Origin of the sequence: Aliigemmobacter aestuarii (genome assembly GCF_004799285.1) — a bacterium.
GTDB lineage: Bacteria > Pseudomonadota > Alphaproteobacteria > Rhodobacterales > Rhodobacteraceae > Aliigemmobacter > Aliigemmobacter aestuarii.
The window spans coordinates 1-18529 of sequence record NZ_SSND01000008.1 but is presented as its reverse complement, the minus strand read 5'-3'; the positions used below and the strand labels follow the sequence as shown (position 1 = coordinate 18529).

Annotated in this window: 16 protein-coding genes; 5 read left to right on the top strand and 11 right to left on the bottom strand. The window is 63.8% G+C overall.

Going from position 1 to position 18529, the window contains the following annotated elements; translation table 11 throughout:
• The first annotated feature begins 189 nt into the window (after positions 1-189).
• The gene (locus E7811_RS17615; RefSeq protein ID WP_136396001.1) at positions 190-1101 is read left to right on the top strand and encodes a hypothetical protein; all 912 of its coding nucleotides are present in this window, start codon (positions 190-192) and stop codon (positions 1099-1101) included.
• A complete protein-coding gene (locus E7811_RS17610; protein ID WP_136396000.1) occupies positions 1098-2216 on the top strand; it encodes a hypothetical protein in 1119 nt (372 codons plus the stop codon). The genes E7811_RS17615 and E7811_RS17610 overlap by 4 nt, the downstream gene beginning before the upstream one ends.
• Here the strand turns inward: E7811_RS17610 and E7811_RS17605 are convergent.
• Both E7811_RS17605 and E7811_RS17600 read right to left on the bottom strand, forming a co-directional pair.
• Complete coding sequence (locus E7811_RS17605; RefSeq protein ID WP_136395999.1) at positions 2203-4134, bottom strand: tripartite tricarboxylate transporter permease; 1932 nt, start codon at positions 4132-4134, stop codon at positions 2203-2205. The genes E7811_RS17610 and E7811_RS17605 overlap by 14 nt on opposite strands.
• Before the next feature lie 21 nt (positions 4135-4155).
• Positions 4156-5022, bottom strand: coding sequence for a type 2 periplasmic-binding domain-containing protein (locus E7811_RS17600; protein ID WP_168733084.1), 867 nt, complete (start codon positions 5020-5022; stop codon positions 4156-4158).
• A gap of 723 nt (positions 5023-5745) precedes the next feature.
• Between E7811_RS17600 and E7811_RS17595 the strand changes: the two genes are divergently transcribed.
• The 3 genes from E7811_RS17595 to E7811_RS17585 are packed head-to-tail and all read left to right on the top strand — an operon-like array spanning position 5746 to position 8725.
• Complete coding sequence (locus E7811_RS17595; protein WP_136395997.1) at positions 5746-6078, top strand: hypothetical protein; 333 nt, start codon at positions 5746-5748, stop codon at positions 6076-6078.
• Positions 6075-8129 carry a glycosyltransferase family 2 protein gene (locus E7811_RS17590; RefSeq protein ID WP_136395996.1) on the top strand — a complete coding sequence of 685 codons (2055 nt, stop codon included), beginning with the start codon at positions 6075-6077 and terminating at the stop codon, positions 8127-8129. Before E7811_RS17595 ends, E7811_RS17590 begins: the two co-directional genes overlap by 4 nt.
• A 56-nt stretch (positions 8130-8185) precedes the next feature.
• On the top strand, positions 8186-8725 hold the full coding sequence (locus E7811_RS17585) for a hypothetical protein (RefSeq protein ID WP_136395995.1): 540 nt from the start codon (positions 8186-8188) through the stop codon (positions 8723-8725).
• Positions 8726-9241: 516 nt separating this feature from the next.
• Here the strand turns inward: E7811_RS17585 and E7811_RS17580 are convergent.
• From E7811_RS17580 to E7811_RS17540, 9 genes are all read right to left on the bottom strand, one after another.
• Entirely contained in the window at positions 9242-10702 is a 1461-nt protein-coding gene (locus E7811_RS17580; protein WP_136395994.1) for a chlorohydrolase family protein, read from the bottom strand.
• Positions 10702-11868, bottom strand: a complete 1167-nt coding sequence (locus E7811_RS17575; RefSeq protein WP_136395993.1) for an amidohydrolase family protein — start codon at positions 11866-11868, stop codon at positions 10702-10704. Before E7811_RS17575 ends, E7811_RS17580 begins: the two co-directional genes overlap by 1 nt.
• A gap of 44 nt (positions 11869-11912) precedes the next feature.
• The gene (locus tag E7811_RS17570) at positions 11913-12956 is read right to left on the bottom strand and encodes an extracellular solute-binding protein (RefSeq protein ID WP_136395992.1); all 1044 of its coding nucleotides are present in this window, start codon (positions 12954-12956) and stop codon (positions 11913-11915) included.
• Positions 12957-12980: 24 nt separating this feature from the next.
• Positions 12981-13754 (bottom strand): ABC transporter permease, encoded by a 774-nt coding sequence (locus tag E7811_RS17565; RefSeq protein ID WP_136395991.1) that lies wholly within the window; start codon positions 13752-13754, stop codon positions 12981-12983.
• Positions 13751-14638: an ABC transporter permease gene (locus E7811_RS17560; RefSeq protein WP_136395990.1), complete on the bottom strand. Its 888-nt coding sequence runs from the start codon at positions 14636-14638 to the stop codon at positions 13751-13753. The genes E7811_RS17565 and E7811_RS17560 overlap by 4 nt, the downstream gene beginning before the upstream one ends.
• Positions 14635-15690, bottom strand: a complete 1056-nt coding sequence (locus E7811_RS17555; protein WP_136395989.1) for an ABC transporter ATP-binding protein — start codon at positions 15688-15690, stop codon at positions 14635-14637. Before E7811_RS17555 ends, E7811_RS17560 begins: the two co-directional genes overlap by 4 nt.
• 97 nt (positions 15691-15787) lie before the next feature.
• A complete protein-coding gene (locus E7811_RS17550; protein ID WP_136395988.1) occupies positions 15788-16504 on the bottom strand; it encodes a GntR family transcriptional regulator in 717 nt (238 codons plus the stop codon).
• 46 nt (positions 16505-16550) lie between these two features.
• Complete coding sequence (locus tag E7811_RS17545; RefSeq protein WP_136395987.1) at positions 16551-17276, bottom strand: aspartate/glutamate racemase family protein; 726 nt, start codon at positions 17274-17276, stop codon at positions 16551-16553.
• Positions 17273-17917 (bottom strand): flavin reductase family protein, encoded by a 645-nt coding sequence (locus E7811_RS17540; protein ID WP_136395986.1) that lies wholly within the window; start codon positions 17915-17917, stop codon positions 17273-17275. The genes E7811_RS17545 and E7811_RS17540 overlap by 4 nt, the downstream gene beginning before the upstream one ends.
• Between the last annotated feature and the right edge of the window lie 612 nt (positions 17918-18529).

Here is an 18529-nt window from a genome sequence, read left to right as displayed (position 1 = left end):
GCTGACCAACCGGCGCGGATTGCGGTCAAGTCCCGCCACGCAACACGCCACCCGGACGGGCCAGAAAGCCTGCCCGGCGCGCCCGCAAGGCAGGACACGCGCCGCGACTGTCATGTTCCCGTCAGGACGCCAGAACCGGTGCTGCCCCCAAGACGACTGGAACCTGTTCCAATTACCGGATAACTGGTCATGATCGTGTTGCCGGGCGCGACCTGTCGGCACACCAACACCAGTGAGAGTGCCGGACCCGTGGACGACATGCCCGCGCCTCATGTGCAGATCACCCGATCCGAAGCCGCCGCACGGCTGGCTCATGATCTTTCGCACACCCATTGCAGGGGATGCGGGGCCTATCACGCGGTCTGGCCCTATCTGCGTCTCATCGACCCGCCGCGCGGCGTGGATGCCGACCGTGACCGGTTGATGCGGGTACTCTCCCCGTTGCTGGATGCGGGAACGACCGTTCTGCTGGCGGGCAGCGCCGATGCCGGGCTTGCCGAATGTGTGCTGGATGCCGCGGCGGAAAGGCCGGTGGATCTGACGGTGCTGGATCTTTGCGAAACACCGCTGCGCCAGTGCCTTGCGCTTCTGGGGGGGCGGGCCGCAGGCCGACTGCGCACGCAGCAGGGATCGATCACCGGCGCCCCCGTCACCCCGCCTGTCGAACTGATCGTGGCCCATTCCGTCCTGTCGTTTCTGCCAGCGGAGGATCTTCCGCGGGCGGGGGCCTTTATGGGCCAGAGCCTGCAGACCGGCGGCCGGCTGGTCATGACCACCTCGATCGGACGATCCGCGCCGGCTTTGTCCACGGCGCACCATCGCCAGCATGTCCTGTCGCAGCTTTCCGCGCGTGGTGTGCCCTTGCCGGGAGGGGAAGCAGAATTCGCCGAACTTCTTGACGCCTATACGGCCGGGCGGGCGGAAAGGCGCGGCCCCTTCGATGATCTGGACGCGCTGCAGCGCTGGCTGGCCGACGCGGGGCTGGCCGTCGAAACGATCGAGGATCTGCGCCGCGGCACCGGCTTCGACGCGGCCGGGCGGCCGGTTCCTCGGGCTTCCAAGGGGGTTCTTGTGGTGGCGCGGAAAGGCGGTTGCGGATGATCCTTTACGTCTGCCGCGCCCGGCACCGCTATACGATCGATCGTTTCCTGCCGACCCTGCCCCCCGAAAGCCGGGGGGTGCTGGATGTCCTGTCCTATGAACAAATCTTTTCGACACTGTCGCTTCCGCCCGCGCATCTTGTCTTTACCGACTTCGACCGCCTGTCCCAGTACGAACTCGAAATCGCGGCCACGGCGGCCGAACAGATGCGCGCCGCCAATCCCGATGTCCGTATCCTCAACCATCCCGCCCGGTTCCTTCAGCGCCACGAGTTGCTGGAACGACTGTGGCACGAGGGGATAAACCCGTTCCGTTCGGCCCGGCTTGAACTTCCGCTGCCTGACCTTGCCTTCCCGGTCTTCCTGCGCCGCGAGGGCGACGCCCAGGGTGCCGAGACGGGATTGCTTCACGATCGTGCCGCGCTGGACCTTGCCGTGCAGGACATGATGGCGCGCGGAATCCCGCTGCGGGGTCGGCTGGCGGTGGAATTCTGCAACCGTGCCGATGCCGACGGCATGTATCGCAAATATGGCGCATTCCGGGTAGGCGACCGGATCCTTCCCCAGCATCTGCAGATTTCGGAAGACTGGGTCGTCAAAAGCAACAGCAGCCACCGGACCGAGCGCCACATCGCCGAGGAAATGGATTACATCCTGACCAATCCGCACGAGGACGTTCTTCTGCGGATCATGGATCTGGCCTCTGCCGACTTCGGGCGGATCGACTATACGGTGCTGGATGGAAAGGTGATCGTGTTCGAGATCAACTCGAACCCCACTTTTCCCGGCATCGACAAGGATGATCCCCGGCAGGAGCGGCGACGGATCGTGCGCGACCGCCTGCTTGCGGCCTTCCAGCGGATCGACACACCACTTGCGGAGGGCAAGCCGGTCACGCTCGGCCTGCCCTATCCCAGAAGCCACGACCTGCCGGCACCGGTGAAGGCGGCGCCGCCTGTCGCGCTGGCCATCGCACCAACCGCGCCCGTCGCCGAGACGCCTGTCCCACCAAAGTCAGGGCAACCGGCAAGGCAGGCCACACCGTCCGTATCAGACAGCCCCACCTTCCTGCGCCGGATCATCAGGAATGGCCGTTCCCTGTTCAGGGGCCGCTGATCGGCACCAGGTCGCCGAACGCGGTGAAAGGCCGGAGGACGCCGATCGTCTCACCGGCGAGAACCCAGGCCGTTAAGGCGAAACCTGCGCAGACCGGCACCAGCCAGCGTCGCGGCAGCGGCGTGAACCGGACATGGTAGACCATCGCGAATGCGGCTGCCGCCAGAGGTGGCGCCACCAGCCATATTGCCCCGAGGAAAGCCAGAAACACGGCCAGCACGGATGGCGTCACGACGTCGGAAAATCCACGCGCGGGGTAGCGGGCAACCAGCGCGGCCAAAGACGCGAACAGGCCGGAAACCCCGACAAGGACCGGCAGCACCGACGACTGGCCCGGCAAGGACCAGGCCCCGGCGATCGCCAGGGCAAAGACCGCCGCCACCAGGGCGGAAACCACGGCGTGCGAGCCGGGTTCGCCGCCTTCGGCCTCGGGCAGAGATGCGCCGACACGCCGCGCGCCCCTGCGGCGCCAATACACGACAGAGGCCAGCGCCCCCCCGAGGATCACCAGAACCATGGGGCGCGCAAGCGCGTCGGTGCCGACCGTCAGCATGGTGCGCGTCAACGCCCCCTCGAGGATCGGGCCGATCACGAGACCCAGGACGAAAGGCGCCCGTGGCCAATCGAGATGCGCGAGAACCGTGCCAAGCGCACCGAAGACAACGATCTGCACCAGCGTCTCCACACTGGGGGAAATGGCCAGGGCCGCCACCGTTGACGCCATCAGCGCGAAGGGCACCACCATCGCCCTGTGCAAAAAGGCCAGACGGGTCAGCACTGGCGCAAGGGCCAGACAGATCGGGAAAGCCAGGAGACTTGCGAAAAGGATCACCCAGCCCGCCAAATGGATGACCCACGGATCGCGAGAGGCCATGCCGGGCCCGACCTCGATCCCGATCAGCGCAAAGGCACCCAGAAGGATGCCCATGCTCGACGTCCCCGGGACGGCAAAGAGAAGGGTCGGCAGCATCGCGCCACCTTCCTTCGAGTTGTTCGCAGCCTCAGGCGCGATGACGCCTTCGACCGCCCCCTTTCCGAAAGGCACCGCTGGCCGGGTCGAGGCGCTGGCATGGGCATAGGCCAGCCACACGACAACGCTGGCCCCGAGGCCGGGGATGAAGCCGACGACAATGCCCAGGACCGACGACCGCAGGACCAGCCAGCCATTGCGCATCGTCGCGTGGCATCCCCTCAGCACATCGGCATAGTGGACGCGCGCGGGCGTTTTGCGCATTTCGGGCTGCCCTGACGGGTGCCCCTTGAAGCGGTCATGCAGCAAACCGGGTATGACAAAAAGCCCGGCGACGATGGCCCCGATGTTCAACCCGTCCCAGAGTTCCAGCCGTCCGAAGGTGAACCGCTCGGCCGCGGTGTGGGTGTCAACCCCGACCGTCGCCGCCAGCACACCCAGCGCGGCCACGACAAGGCCAAGCGCGAGGCTTCGCCCCGAAAGGGCTGAGATGGCCAGAAGTCCCGTTGCCGAAAGCGCCGCGACTTCGGCCGAAGTGAACTGTCGCGCGATGACCCCGCCCAAGGGGGCCAGCGCCAACAGCGCCACTCCTCCCAGCACACCGCCGACAAGCGATGCAGCAAGGGTCGCGCCGACGGCCTCGCCCCCCCTGCCCGCCTTCATCATCGGCCAGCCGTCCATCACCGTGGCGGCCTCGGAACTTGATGTTGGAAGGCCAAGCAGAACCGCAGGCACCGATCCGGTCGTATGGACGACCGAATGCATCGCGATCAGAAAGACGGCGGCACCGACCGGATCGAACCACAGGGCTACCGGCAGCGCGATCAGAAGCCCGATCCGCCCGCTGATGCCCGGCGTAAGCCCCGCGACAAGGCCGAAGACCATCCCGGCGAAAAGAACGGGAACAAGCCCGAATGCCATGTCGATGCTGTCGGCCCATGAAGACATCACCGTTTACCTGCGGGCCGGTCAACCACACTGGCTCTCTTCGCTGGACGTCAGGAGTTGCCCGCAGTCCAGCAGGCTGTCTATGTCGTCTTGCAGCCCGTCCCCCATCCCTGCAATGCCTGACAGCAGTTCCGCGATGTCTTCGCCAGATGCCGGGTCTATGACCAACCCTTCCTCCACCCGCGAAAGCTCGCGGAAGGCGGGGTTGTTCACGACGGCCTCGAACAGCACCTTCCAGTGGCCGGCGGCCGAAGGCTCCATGTCCGGCGGACCGGCAAATGGACGGCCGAGCATTGCTGCGGCGTCGATGATCCTGACCGCCCATGCCAACGCGGGATCGCGAAGATGGTCGGCCAGCCGTGGCACGTCCGGAAGGCCCTCAGGAAGGGGGGCCGAGGTCAGGCGAAAGACGATCCGGCCTGCGCCGGCCTCGATGATCGGCTGGACCGCCTCGATCGAGCCGATCTGGCAGTCGACCTCGCCGCTGATGACGGCCATGTTTCGGGCGCCGCCCGCGAACCCCGGAACCGGCAAGATCCGCGACCCGGCAAGCGCGTTCATCAGAAGCGCTTCGTAATAATGGCTTGAATTGACCGCATCGGCCGATTTCAGGATGATCCGGTCGCCGGACAGGATCGTTTCGATGTTCTCGATGCGGCTTTCATTCCCCAGCACAAGAACCCTGTGCCCGCGGGTGATCGACCCGAAGAAGGTGAATCCGGTGAAACCGAAGTCCAGCGTCGAGCGTTCCATGAGTTCGGCATAGAACAGGTTGCTGCGCAGGAAACCCACGACCGAACCGTCAGCCGGTGCGCGCCAGAGGTCGGAGGCGGCGATCTGCCCCCCGGCGCGTTCGATGTTCTCGATCCGAAGGCGGGTTCCGGGCAACAGACGCTGCAATTCGTCAATGAACTGCCGCGCACTGCGGTCTGTTCCTGAACCTGCCGCCGACGGTATCAGGACCCGCACCGTCCGGCCCGCGAAATGGGCCTGCGCCGCCTGCACCGCAGCCGCGCCGCTTTTGGCCTGTGCAAAGGCAACGGACGCAGGAGACAGGGAAGCCGCGCCAGCCAACGCCAGCAATTGCCGTCTTTTCAAGGCGTTATTCCCCTTTCTTAGGTCCGAAACTGCTGCATGAGCCGGTTGCGGCGCGATCGTCATCAATGCCGGACCGCATGGAGGGGCGCATCCTGCCCTCTATCCGATCCTCGCGTGTCAGCTGGTCACCACTTACGCGCAATGCTGCAATTCAGACATGCCCTGATGAAACGCCCCCAGACGAACGGGACATCCCGGGCGGAGGCAATTGAAAAAAGGCATCAACCAGAAGAACGCATCGCACCCCAAATTCCTTTCCAGCCGGGTTGCGGTCAACAGATATTCGACCTACGTCACGCGTGCTATAGGTATGTCTGAGGACGCAGGCCGACCATGAACGGCAAGCCCTTTGGGCGACCGCGCATGACCTGCTGGCCTTTGTCCCAGTGTATGATTTCCCGGCGAAACTCGCCGAAAGGTACCGTGCAAGGATCAGACCTCGGGCTCTGATCGCAATCATTCACAGTGACGGGCCCATACGGGATGACGAGTGACGCGGACCATCCACCCGGAATGTACCATGCCGGGTTCCTTGCCGAGATGCAGGCCCAGGCGCAACTGGCCGAGCATTTTCGGTTGTTGGCCGAGGTGGCAACCAGCCGTGCCGCGCTTGCGGACGAACGTGTCCAGGCCATGACAGGCGAAGTCGAGGCGCTGAGGCAACGTGATCGGCAGCTGCGCATCGCCGTCGCCGCTCTGGCAGAAGCAAGTCGGCACGCCGAACGGCGCAAAACAGATCAGGCGGAGCCACTGCCGGAAACACAGACGCATGCCCGGCCTTCCAAGGGCGGAAGCAGGCACAAGACACTTCTGCGGTCGATCCTGCGTTCGCGGGGCAGTGCATGACGGCGACGGCTGGGGACGAGGGCAGAATTCTGGTGACCCGACAAGACGTTGCATGGCTCGCCGGTCGCGATCTCAGTGACATCGTCGCCAACAACCGTGCCTTTGATGCGGTCTGGTATGCCGCACGGAACGCGGACTCGATTCCGGACGGCATGACGGCCGAGCGGCATTTCTGCATGACGGCACCGTTTGGCGTGCCCCCCGCCAACCCGTTGCCCCGCGGGGAGGACGACGCGAAAGCCATCCTCGCGACACTGAAAGAACCCAAGCGCCTGTCGTATTGCATCCCGGTTCTGGACCGGCTGTCCGACCTGCAGGCGACGCTGACGGCGAACCTGACCTCGAATCGACGCTTCCAGGATCAGATCGAATTCATCGTCAGTGTCCTGTCGCCAGACGATCCGGCACTGGAATGGGTCCGATGCCGCTTTGCCGAGGACCTGGACAGCGGCTATCTGCGCCTGATCCAGCCCATGACATTGATCCGGTGGCATTTTGGCCGGGCCAAGAATTCCTTTCGCGGACGTCTGCGCGGCACATTCTATTCCAGTCTGGATGCCGACAATCATCTTGATCCCGATGAGGTCAGTCAGACCCTGGACATCATGGACAAGGGTCACCCCGCGGTCTTGATCCATCATTTTTCGGGAACATGGGGCGATGGGACCAGCGGACGGATTACCGTACCGAGGTCGGTTTACGAGATCATCGGTTATGACGAGCGCTTCCTGTGGCGGCAATTCGACGAAATGGATCTGCTCATTTCGGCAATCCGCAGGTTGCCGGGGATACACCTTTATCGAAGGGACACAGAGAACCACCTTTTTTCGGCGCCGGAAGCCGCGACCTTCGCCGAGGATCTGCATTTCAACCTTCATCTGGGCGCGGTCGGCGCCACCTCGCGTGCGATGAACGCCAAGGCAACCGATTACGTCGCGAGCAGTCCAGAACTGCAGGCCATGACCCGGTTCAACACGTTCAGTTCGTTTGAAAAGAACGAAGCCAGCGGCGAAAGGCGTGAAATGTATCGGGACCTCGCCCGGGCAGCGGGGTTCAGCTATCTCGACGCAGCTCCGGCAGAGACCATCGCCACGCTAATGCGGCCCATGGGGGATACGGCACCACCGCGCGCGGAGGCGGACCTTGCCCTTTTCGGGTGCCTCAAGAACGATCACAGGTTCTTGCCGGCTTTCTACAAACACTACCGGGACCGGGGTGTAGACCGGTTCTTCCTGATCGACGACGGATCGGACATTCCTGGCCCGCAGGCGTTCTCGGCGCCTGGTGTTCACTGGTTCCAGCCGAATTTCGGGTGGTACGGAACATCCAAGGTGCTGTGGATGAAGGCCCTCATGCAGACGTATCTGAGGCCCGGTGCGTGGGCGCTGATGGTCGACGCCGATGAGTTCGTCGATCTGCCCGAAGGCCTGTCCTCGTTCGCCGATCTCGGCGTCCTTCTGGCGGAACAAGGCGCTTTTTACGCCGACGGGCTGTTGATCGACATGGTCCCCGGCCCCGGCTGCAAGCCTGACAAGGCCGATTTCGTGACGAGCTTCGATCATTTCCTGATGCGTCCGGGACCTGTCGACACGGGTTACGTCGACGCCGTGTCCTGGGGCTTTGGCGAACGCCCCGACATCAGTTGGGCGGTCGATCTGAGACATCACCTGCTGGGAACGCTGGACAGCCTCCGCAAGCTTCCGTTTGTGCGACCGACCAAGGAGATGCGGTTCAATCAGGGGTTTCATGACTTGACCCTGCACGATGACGGCACGACCAGCTGGCGCGCACCGCCAATGCCGCTCGGCCCGGCAATCCTGCCGATCCGCCATTACAAGCTGACCAAACTGTCGCAGTCCGGGACGTCCGGGCCGGGCAAGACCGTTCAAGCCGAACAGGACCTCGCCGGCTATTTCTTCCGGACGCGCCAGAACATCCTGAAGATGATCGAAAGCGACATCGTGGACCATCTCGCGCAGGTGCCGCCCGGTCTGCTGCGACGCTACGGTCCGCAGTCGATTTCCGATCTTCTGGCTGGCAAACTGACCTGAAAGGCCGCAAACCCATGGCATCAGCCACTTCAATCCCCATGGAAGGACCGCCCGGGATGATCGATCTTTCGGACTGCTTCGAGCCGTTGTTCGATCCCCGGCGGTTCGTTCCGGCCGAACTCGGGCCCTACGCGGAACTGACCGCAGGGATCCGCCTTGGATGCTCTGCGGACGATGTTTCCATTCTGTCCCTGACGGCCCTGCCGGTGACGGAATCCCGGCAGATCCTGCGCTTTGCCATCCAACGCAAGCGGCGCATGTTGTGGTTGACGCTTGAATGCCGGATCGATCCGGCGTTGCTGATGCGCACACGCCGGATCGATCTTTGCGTGATCGGAGAGGGCGAAAGAACGACCTCTCTCGGCCTTCAGCTGATCTATTATTCCGGCGCAGGCGAACGGACGGATCTCTTGCCGACGACACGTCCCATCCCTGTTGTTCAGGGCAAGGCGACGACCCGAGTGGAACTGCCCCTGGACGAAATGGTCCAACTGGAACCGACCCCCGGCAGCCGCGCAGAGATTGCCCTGTTCCTGGACCCGGCGATGCCCGAATTCGATCTCGGCGGCATATTCATGTCCCTGCACGGCCAATGATCGCGCCGACGGCTTCGTTGGCCCATGCTGCAGTAAGCTACTCGACGATCCTTGGGCGGATTTCCGGGTGATTTGAGCGACCGCCTGCACAGGCTGATCGTGACGCCCGGCCTTGGGGCGGCGCTGCGGATGGATGGGATGTTCACGGTCTGCGATGCTGTGAACGGCCCCGCGACGCTGGACACAGGCATCGGAAGCGCTCTGAGGTGGCGATGGCGGATGTGCGGGTCCGGTGCAAGACCGATTTCGTGGCGCCCGCGCAAGCCACCACCTTCCGCGCCCGGCTGGCGGCCCTGCCCCCCCGGGGACGCGGATCGTCACCGCCACCCACGGCGCGGTTCCTTTGCCCGAGCTTTTCGGCCATCGCCCCCCAGAGACAACGGTGCTTTGCCGGAAACCGAGGCTTGGGCAAACGCCCCAGCCTGTGCACTTTCAACCTGGCTCAGCGATCCGCCGCCAGACCAGTCGGATCCGACGCGGCAGAGACCGTGCCCCGCTGCACGTCGCCCGGTGCGATCAGTCAAGAACCCGAAACGACGGCCTGAAGATCTCTTGAACCTGGGGGCGATCCGGGGCGCGGTCGGCGTGGATGGCACGGGCCTTCAGGATCTGGGCGTCGGCCGCGGCAGTGAGCGTCGCGACATTGCTTCCTGCCACCGTGAAATCCGCCATCACTTCGCGCCCGTCGATGAAGCTGGCGCGAAAGTCGCGTCCCGTGCCGGCCAGCGTCATGGCCTTGATCGGGTCCAGCACCTGCCCCAGGTGAAAACCTGTGAGGTCAAACACCGTGATATCGGCCCGGGCCCCTGCCGCCAGTCTCCCCAGGTTGGGCCGTCCCAGAGCATCTGCTCCGCCCAGGGTGGCCGCACGATAGAAATCCGCCGCCGTGGCCTTGGCTTCGCCATCCATCAGCGCCGAAAGGATACGCCCCAGCCGGATGTTTTCCACCATGTCGGCGGGGTGGGTATCCGTGCCCATGCCGAACCGCACCCCCTGAGCAAGATAGCTGGAGAACGAGTCCAAGGCCTCGCCGTCGCGGGCAAATACCACCGGGCAATGTGCCACCGTCACCCCCGACGCGACTAACCGCTGCATGTCGTCATCCCCGCCCCGGCTGACCTGCGGGTGGCCCGAGATGTAGATGCCATGTGGAAGGATGGCCCTTTCGGTCAGAAGGCCCAGGCTTTCAAGCCAGCCCAGCGGGCTGTGGCCGCGCATCGCCAGAACCGTCTCGAATTCATAGACCGACTGGCAGCAATGCAACCGCATTGGCACATCGGTTTCGCGTTGCAGGCTCACCGTCCGGGCCAGAACCGAGGGAAGCTGCGTTTCGATCCGGTCAGGGGCCAGAAAGGCGCGGATGCGGCCCCCGGCCCGCCCGTCGAAATCGGCGATGAAGCGGGCGGCATCCGCGAGGCCCGCGAGACCCCGCGCCTCGTCCCAGTGCTGGGCAAGGCTGCCATCAGACCGCTGGTAGGTCAGTCCCGACATGTAGCAGGGACCAAGATAGGCACGGATGCCGATCTCTTCGGCAATCGCCGCGACCCCGGCCATCTCGTCATAGCTCTCGGCCCATGCGCGGTAGAGCATCGAGGTGATCGGCAGCGCGGTGGTAATGCCGTTCCGGATCAACTGGGTAAAGGCATAGCGATACTTGAACAGCTCTTCCTCGGGCGTGTAGGCGTCCTGCGGACCGCGCTGCAGCGCCTCTTCAGTCCAGATGCGGCCGAGTTTGCGGCCGGGGCCGTTGTCAAAGCACAGAACCTCGGTATCCAGATCGCCCAGGGCATCCAGGTCGATGAAACCGGGGCCGATCATCGCGCGGCCAAAGTCAATGCGGCGATCCACCGGGCCGGGAAAGCCTCGCCCGACGAATTCGATGACCGGACCCGAGAAGACGACCTCACCCCCCGGGATCAGGCAATGGTCGCGCCCGTCAAACCCGACGACCCAGTCGGCGCTGAGCAAGGTGCGCATCAAACCAGACGCCCGTCCTCGGCCACGATCTGCCCGGCGCGCACGACATGGCGCGCCAGCGGACGGCGACAGACCGCATCGCCGGGGGTTTCGGCATCCACCATCAGGAAATCGGCGCGGCAGCCCGGCGCCAGGCCATGGTCCTGCAGCCCGATAGCGCGGGCGGCATGGCTGGTGGCGCAGTCCAGCGCCAGTGCGAACTCGTTGTCGCGCCCCCAGTCATATTTGTAGGCGACGAAGAAGGCCCGTTCCAGCATGTCGCCGTTGCCCACCGGCGACCATGAATCGCGAATGCCGTCCGACCCGCAGCAGACCGTCACACCCATCTCGGTCAGGGATTGCACGGGCGGGATGGGCGTTTCGGCGGGGGCCGAGGTCATCAACGAAATCCGCAGGTCAGCCAGTCGCCGCCCGATCCGTTCCAGCTGCCAATCGGGGATCATGCCCAGACAGTAGGCATGACTGATCATCACCCGACCCTGCAACCCGGCGCCTTGCGTGTAATCCGCAATCCGTTCGATCTGCCAGGCGCCAAGCTCTCCCTTGTCGTGCAGGTGAATGTCCAGCCCCGCGCCGAAGTCCTCGGCCATACCGAAGATCAGGCGCAACTGTCCCTCCGGGTCACCGTCGATGCCCGCCGGATCAAGCCCCCCCACGGTTTCCACCCCCATCCGCAGTGCTTCCCGCATCAAGCCGGCCGTGCCGGGGCGGCAGAGCAGGCCGGTCTGCGGAAAGGCCACGAACTGAAGGTCGATCCGGTCAATCCAGGCCTGCCGCAGCGCCAGCATCGCCTCGACATGCCGCAGGCCGATGTCGGGGGCCACGTCGATGTGGCTGCGGACTGCAATCGTGCCGTAGGCCAGCATCCGTTCCAAGAGACGCCCCGCACGCACCGCGATAGGTGTCGTCTGAGCCGCCAGAATCCGCCGCTCGTTGTCGATGTAGTCGCGCAAGGCGGGGCCAGCCGTCGCCCCCATCCAGGGCTCGCCATATAGCGTCTTGTCCAGGTGCACATGCGGTTCGACGAAGGCGGGCATCAAGAGACGCCCGCCCCCATCAACATCCGGGGGGCCAGCAAGATCAGGCCCGATCTCGGCGATGCGACCGCCCGTGCAGCGGATTGCAACCGGCTGCCCCTTGCAATCACGCAGATTGGCATAAAGCATGGCCCCCCCTTTCAAATAGTGCGGGCCCGAAGGCCCGCAGGTCATCACCCTTTCAGACGAGTCCAGATCTTGTCACGCAGTTCCTGCGCTGCCGGGCTGCAGACATCGGTCGGCACCAACCGGTCGGCGAACTCGGGCGGCATGTTGACCGACTCGGCGTTTTTCCAGCGATCTTCCAGGAACTCGGCGCTTTCGATCGCGTTGGCATAGGCGATGCCGTTCGTCACAGCCGCTGCATTTTCCGGTGCCATCATCCAGTTGATGAAGGTTTTCGCATTCTCGGGGTGCGGCGCACCCACGGGCACGGCGAAGTTGTCCTGGAACATCGGCGTGCCTTCCGTGGGATAGATGAAGCGGATTGTATCCCGCTGTTCCTTGGCCCGCGCCGTTGCCCCCGACCACAGCTGGTGCATCGCCACCTCGCCGGATGCCATGCGATCCACCGTGCTGTCGGCGGAATACATCTTCAGCTTGGGTTTCTGCGCCTCGAGCAGCGCGAAAATTCTGGCCGCGTCATCGTTGCTTTCGGTGCATTGCGGCACCCCAAGATAAAGGGCCGCTGCAACGATCATCTCGCTACCGATATCCAGTGCGGCGATCTTGCCTTCCAGTTCCGGCGGCGGCTCGAAAAAGACGCCCCAGCTCTGCTCCAGCTCGCCCCCGGTGACCTGCGCGCTGTCATAGGCTATGCCCGTGACCCCCCAGGTATAGGGCGCGGTATAGACGCGGCCGGGGTCGAACGCAGGGTCCTTGAAGGACTCTTGCACGTATTGGAAGTTCCGCATCTCGGCCGCGTTGATCGGCTGCAGCATCCCGTCCCTGATCATGCCGGCAATCACATAGTCGGTAGGCACGATCACATCGTATGCTGCACCCCCGGCCTGTAGCTTGGCGATCATTGTCTCGTTGCTGTCATAGCCATCCTGGATGACCTTGATTCCGGTTTCAACCTCGAACTTCGTCAAGAGCTCGGGCGGGTAGTAGTCAGTCCAGTTGTAGAAGTAGAGCACCTTCTCCTCTTCGGCGCGGGCCGCGCCCACGACGCTGAAGGCAAGGATCGAAGCCGTCAGAAATCCGTTCCATTTCATTGTGTTGACTCCCCTGTTGGTGGCTTACCGGCGCATCCTGCCGAAAAGGAAAGAGGTGACGACCAGCGCCACCGAGACGATCAGCATGATCGTCGAGATCGCATTGATTTCCGGCGTTATCCCCGCCCGGATGGCGGAGAAGATGTAGACCGGCAGCGTCGTGGACCCCGGACCCGACAGGAAGAACGAGGTCAGGAAATCGTCGAGACTGGTCACGAAGGCCAAAGTGAACCCGGCCAGAATTCCAGGCCACAAGAGCGGCAGCGTCACCCTGCGGAAAGTGATCAGGCGGTTGGCGTAGAGGTCCTGCGCGGCTTCCTCTAGGCTGGGGTTCATGCCATCCAGCCGCGCCTTGATCGGCAGGAAGGCAAAGGGGATGCAGAAGGCGATGTGCGCCGGGATCATCGCCGCCATGCCCAGCTCGACACCAATCGCCACGAACAGCATAAGCGTTGCGACAGCCACCACCACCTCGGGCAGGATCAGGGGGGCGTTCAGCACCGCTTCGACCAAGCCCCTGCCCCGGAACCGCGTCTTTGTGCCAAGTGCCGCGGCAAGGGCCAAAAGCGTTGACCCTATCCCCGCCGCGGCGGCCAGAACCAGCGAATTCCACGTGGCCTCGCGGATCGACGGATTGGCCAGAATCTTGCGGTACCAGTCCAGCGAGAATTCCGTCCAAACCGTGGCTGTCCGATTGGCATTGAAGCTGTAGACGATCAGCACCACAACCGGCACATACAGATAAACAAGTACGCCCAGGCCGATCTCGCGTGTCAGGGGCAGGCGTCGCAGGTTCATGTCGATTGCTCCGCCCGCTTCTTCCAGAGTGCGATGCCCATCAGCACCAGCATCATCAGCGCAAGCAGCACGACCGAGATCGCCGCACCGAAGGGCCAGTTGCGCGACTGGCCAAACTGCATCTGGATAAGGTTGCCCATCATCATCGACTTGCCCCCGCCCAACAGCGCCGCCGTCACGAAGGACCCGAGGCTGGGAATGAAGACAAGCATCGAGCCGGCAATGATCCCGGGCATGGCCAGGGGAATGATCACCCGCCGAAGTGCCCGCCATCGGTTGGCGCCGAGGTCATAGGCGGCTTCAAGCAGCCGCCAGTCGAACTTCTCGAACACGGCATAAAGCGGAAGGATCATGAAGGGCAGAAAGGAATAGACCAGCCCGATCAGGATGGCCGTGTCATTATAGAGCAGCTGCACTGGCCCAAATGGCCATAACGCATTTACCGCCCAGGACACGGCCCCATCCTCGCGCAGGATGATAAGCCAAGCGTAGTTGCGCACCAGCAGGTTGGTCCAGAACGGGATCGTGACCAGCAGGATGACCACGTTGCGCAGGCCGCGCGGCAGGCTTGCCATCCAAAGCGCCACCGGCAGTCCCACAAGGACGCAAATCGCCGTCGTCGCCGCCGCCTGCCAGACCGACCGCCAGAGGATCGACAGATAGGTCGGGTTGAACAGAAGCGTGCCGTCGAAATCCTCTTCCCAGATCAGCCGCGCGTAGTTGGCCAACGACGGTACCGACTGCCAGTCCACCCCGATCGTCGTGCCCCGCCCCAGAAGCGACACCCAGACCATGATACAGAGGGGCACGCCGACCAGCACCAGCACGGTCACCAGTGCAGGCCCCACCAGCCCGGCGCGGCGCAGGGGGGCTGTGCCGCTCATGCTGCAAAGACCTGAAGGGCGTCAGACGGCAGGTCGACCTGCACCCGACCGCCGATTGCGGGCAGATCGTCCGCTGCCGCGCGCAAAAGGAACGGGCCGCCGTCGGCAAGCCGCAGTTGCATGATCGTCGCCGTTCCCAGATAGGCGACATGTGTCACCTCGGCCTGCAACACGCCCCCCCGAACCAGCCTTGCCCGTTCGGGTCGGATGGCCACCGTGACCCGCGCGCCCGCAGCTTGACCGGCACCGGCAGAAATCTCGGCCCCGCAATCCAGCCGCACCTTGCCGTGGCCACTGACCTGCCCTTCCAGCAGGTTGATTTCGCCGATGAAGTCGGCAACGAACCGATGCGCCGGGCGTTCATAGATCTCGCGCGGGGTTCCCAACTGCAGGATGCGCCCGCCTTGCATCACTGCGATCCGGTCCGACAGGGTCAGCGCCTCTTCCTGGTCGTGTGTCACGAAAACGAAGGTGATCCCGGCCTCGGCCTGCAACTGCTTCAGTTCGATCTGCATTTCCTTGCGCAGCTTCAGGTCCAGCGCCGACAGCGGCTCATCCAGCAGCAGCACCTTGGGTCTCGGCGCCAAGGCGCGCGCCAAGGCGACCCGCTGCTGCTGCCCGCCCGACAGTTCCGCAGGCTTGCGCGCGGCAAGGGCGCCCATCCGCACCATCTCAAGCGCCTCGCCTGCGCGGCGTCGCACTTCGGCGCGGGGCAAGTCCTGCAGCTCAAGCGCAAAGGCCACGTTTTGCGCGACCGTCAGATGCGGGAAGAGCGCATAGCTCTGAAAGACCGTGTTCACCGGGCGCCGGAACGGCGGAAGATGGTCGACCCGCACCCCATCTATCAGGATGTCTCCGCTGTCCAACTCCTCGAACCCGGCGATCAGGCGCAGAAGTGTGGTCTTGCCGCACCCCGAGGGTCCAAGCAGGGTGAAGAACTCTCGCACGCCGATCTCGACAGACACATCGCTCAGGACCCGGACCATCGCGTCGCCGCGACCGAAGCTTTTCGAGACTGACCGGACTGCAATTGCCGATGGTGCGCTGTTCATCCTGCTTCCCTGTTCATTCAGGGATAGTCAGGCATCAGCAAACACCTTGTCAATATCGTATGCAATATCTGCATGCGATTTGACAATCGACCTGGGTTCAATCCAGATCTATGTCCTTTGCATAGGCAGAAAGAACCTCGCGGATGTCTTTTTGGGCACGCGCGGGAAGCAGGGCGCGGCTGGCAACGTCGGCCAGGTGCCGGTCCATCAGTTCGGCCGCTTCTTCCGCATTCCCTGCGATCAGCGCCTCGACCACCGCAGCATGTTCTCGCGCGCCGCAATCGGCCGAATGGGGCCGGCCATACATCGCCAGGACCAGCGAACAACGGGACACTGTCTCGGTGACATAGCGGATCAGCAGGGGATTTCCGGTCAACTGTGCCAGCGTCAGGTGAAACTCGCCGGCCAGCCGAATCGCCTCGGCCTCGTTGTGCGACGCAAGCGCCGCCTCGCGGGCCACCATTTCATGCAGGCGCGCGGCGATGTCGCTTTCTATCCTCCCGGCAAGTTCCAGCACCATAGCCCGTTCCAGCGCGCGCCGGACTACAAAGATGCCGCGCCCTTCTTCAAGCGACGGATTGGCCACGAAGGCCCCGCGATTGGGGATCAACTCGACAAGCCCCTCGACGGCAAGGCGCCCAAGCGCCTCGCGCGCGATGGTGCGTGACGTGCCGAAGCTTTCACCGATCGTGTCCTCGGGCAGGCGCACCCCCGGGGCAAGGCGTTGCTCGATGATCGCACTGCGCAGGGCGTGGTGCACCTTTTCGGTGCGAGTGCGCGGGGTTCCCTTCGTCTTGCTGCGTTCGGGTGCCATGATGCCTCTCTGATCGGCTCGAGTATGCGCCACGCCACGGGCAGCCTCAAGCCGGCGCGTCAGCCGCCTTGTTGCGCGGATAGGCAAGAGAGCCGGCCTTCGACGTGGAAAATCCACCGCCCGCCAGCGCCTCTGCCAGCTTCACCGCCGCGACAACGCCGTCGATCACCGGCACGCCAAGCGCGTGCGACAGCTTCCCGCACATCTCGGCCATTCCGGCACAGCCCAACACGATGGCCTCGGCCCCGTCCTCGGCCAAGGCTCGGCGCCCCTCGGCCACCAGTCGCGCAAAGGCGGCATCCGGCGCTGACTCCAGCGCAAGTACTGGAATATCAACAGACCTTACCCTGCGGCAGGCATTTCCCGCCCCGTAGACATGCGCAAGTTCCTCGATGATTGGCACCGATCTTGGCAGGGTTGTCACGATGCTGAACCGCGCAGAAATCAGCATGGCAACCTGCATCGCCGCTTGCGCAATGCCAACCACCGGCGCACAGGCGATCTCGCGGGCCGCCAGAAGCCCAGGGTCGTCGAAGCAAGCGATCACAATGGCATCCGGCGGTGCGCCCCCCGCCTCGGCCAGCCGGATGGCGGCAAGCATGGCGGGAATGGCAAAGGCGGCATCGGCGTGACCTTCGACCGACGCGGGCGCCGTTCCCGATCCGGTCACGGCCACGATCCTCGAGCCCGGCAGAGCAACACGCCGCGCCGTCGCCGCTATGGTATCGGTCATCGATGCCGTGCTGTTCGGGTTCAGGATCAGCAGATTCATTTCGCCAGCCCCGCAAGGAATTCGGCTTCGGCCGCCATCATTTCGGCGGGCTTCTTCAACTGGAACTGTCGGTCCGGGATGATGTAGTTGTCAGCGTGCAGCCGGGCGAGAGGCTGATAGACCTCTGGCACCACATAACGGCCCGCGGCGTCCAGGCAGTCGTCGCGCACCTGCATCTGCACGACACGCCCAAGCACGATGGCGCGGCCCGGATAATCGATGATCTGCTCGACTTTGCATTCCATGATGCAAGGACTCTCGGCCACGCGGGAGGCATTGACCTGAAGCGCAGGAACGGCGGTCAGGCCGGCAAGCTTCAGCTCGTCAACCTCGGGTGCAAGCGCCGTGCCGCAGATGATCATCCGATCGGCCAAAGCCTTGTCGACCATGTTCACGACGAATTCGCCCGTCCGCCGAAGGTTGGCAGCGGTGTCCTTCTCAACGCCGCCCAGACGCCCCTGGATGCCCAAAATCAGGATTGGCGGCTCTTGCGCAAAGACGTTGAAGAAGCTCATCGGAGCAGCGTTGTCGTGGCCCATAAGCGCCCGCGTCGTCACCAGCGCAATCGGCCGCGGCACGACGAAACTGGTCAGCAAGCGATAGCGGTCCGCGGCTGGCAATGTGTTGAAGTCAAAGTCCATCGACGGCTCGACCAAATCCCCTGGAGGTAGATTGCATGCGATAAACAGAGATTACGCATACGACATGTGCGCTGTCGACCCCTCTCCTAGGCGGAGCAGGCAGCTTCTCGTCATTTTTCCCCGAGATGAATTGTGGCGCGCCCAAGCCAAGGTGCAATGCAAAAGCCCTTTCCGTCTGGTTCTGTAAGTTCCCGACGGAATGACCGATCTCGGGGCGCCCGCACTCATAACTGGGGTATCGCCAGCCTGATCCCGAGGTCATCCAGCGGCCGGCTTCGCCACCCGGACCCGCTTCGCCGGCAAACCCAACCGTAGCGCCACAGCCCGTCATGCACTAAGACTGAAACCGGACCACTCAATCGGGGCAGGCCACCTACTATCCCCCTGATCTTGCACGCCGTTTCTGTGCGTTTGTTGACCTGGTATTTGGACAGCAAAGAGCCCCGCGGTAAAGCGGGGTGCAAGGCATTGATTCGTATTGATATTTTTGGTTGCGGGGGCAGGATTTGAACCTGCGGCCTTCAGGTTATGAGGCGGACCAAAAAGAGAACATCTGATCCTTAGATATCAACCACTTACGGCCCAACCCATTGATCTCGCTTGATTACCTTG

What these genes read in the sequence shown, in the direction of transcription:
- E7811_RS17615 (WP_136396001.1), top strand. Translation starts at nt 190, where the DNA reads ATGATCGTGTTGCCGGGCGCGACCTGTCGGCACACCAACACCAGTGAG.
- E7811_RS17610 (WP_136396000.1), top strand. Translation starts at nt 1,098, where the DNA reads ATGATCCTTTACGTCTGCCGCGCCCGGCACCGCTATACGATCGATCGT.
- E7811_RS17605 (WP_136395999.1), bottom strand. Translation starts at nt 4,134, where the DNA reads ATGTCTTCATGGGCCGACAGCATCGACATGGCATTCGGGCTTGTTCCC.
- E7811_RS17595 (WP_136395997.1), top strand. Translation starts at nt 5,746, where the DNA reads ATGTACCATGCCGGGTTCCTTGCCGAGATGCAGGCCCAGGCGCAACTG.
- E7811_RS17590 (WP_136395996.1), top strand. Translation starts at nt 6,075, where the DNA reads ATGACGGCGACGGCTGGGGACGAGGGCAGAATTCTGGTGACCCGACAA.
- E7811_RS17585 (WP_136395995.1), top strand. Translation starts at nt 8,186, where the DNA reads ATGATCGATCTTTCGGACTGCTTCGAGCCGTTGTTCGATCCCCGGCGG.
- E7811_RS17580 (WP_136395994.1), bottom strand. Translation starts at nt 10,702, where the DNA reads ATGCGCACCTTGCTCAGCGCCGACTGGGTCGTCGGGTTTGACGGGCGC.
- E7811_RS17575 (WP_136395993.1), bottom strand. Translation starts at nt 11,868, where the DNA reads ATGCTTTATGCCAATCTGCGTGATTGCAAGGGGCAGCCGGTTGCAATC.
- E7811_RS17570 (WP_136395992.1), bottom strand. Translation starts at nt 12,956, where the DNA reads ATGAAATGGAACGGATTTCTGACGGCTTCGATCCTTGCCTTCAGCGTC.
- E7811_RS17565 (WP_136395991.1), bottom strand. Translation starts at nt 13,754, where the DNA reads ATGAACCTGCGACGCCTGCCCCTGACACGCGAGATCGGCCTGGGCGTA.
- E7811_RS17560 (WP_136395990.1), bottom strand. Translation starts at nt 14,638, where the DNA reads ATGAGCGGCACAGCCCCCCTGCGCCGCGCCGGGCTGGTGGGGCCTGCA.
- E7811_RS17555 (WP_136395989.1), bottom strand. Translation starts at nt 15,690, where the DNA reads ATGAACAGCGCACCATCGGCAATTGCAGTCCGGTCAGTCTCGAAAAGC.
- E7811_RS17550 (WP_136395988.1), bottom strand. Translation starts at nt 16,504, where the DNA reads ATGGCACCCGAACGCAGCAAGACGAAGGGAACCCCGCGCACTCGCACC.
- E7811_RS17545 (WP_136395987.1), bottom strand. Translation starts at nt 17,276, where the DNA reads ATGAATCTGCTGATCCTGAACCCGAACAGCACGGCATCGATGACCGAT.
- E7811_RS17540 (WP_136395986.1), bottom strand. Translation starts at nt 17,917, where the DNA reads ATGGACTTTGACTTCAACACATTGCCAGCCGCGGACCGCTATCGCTTG.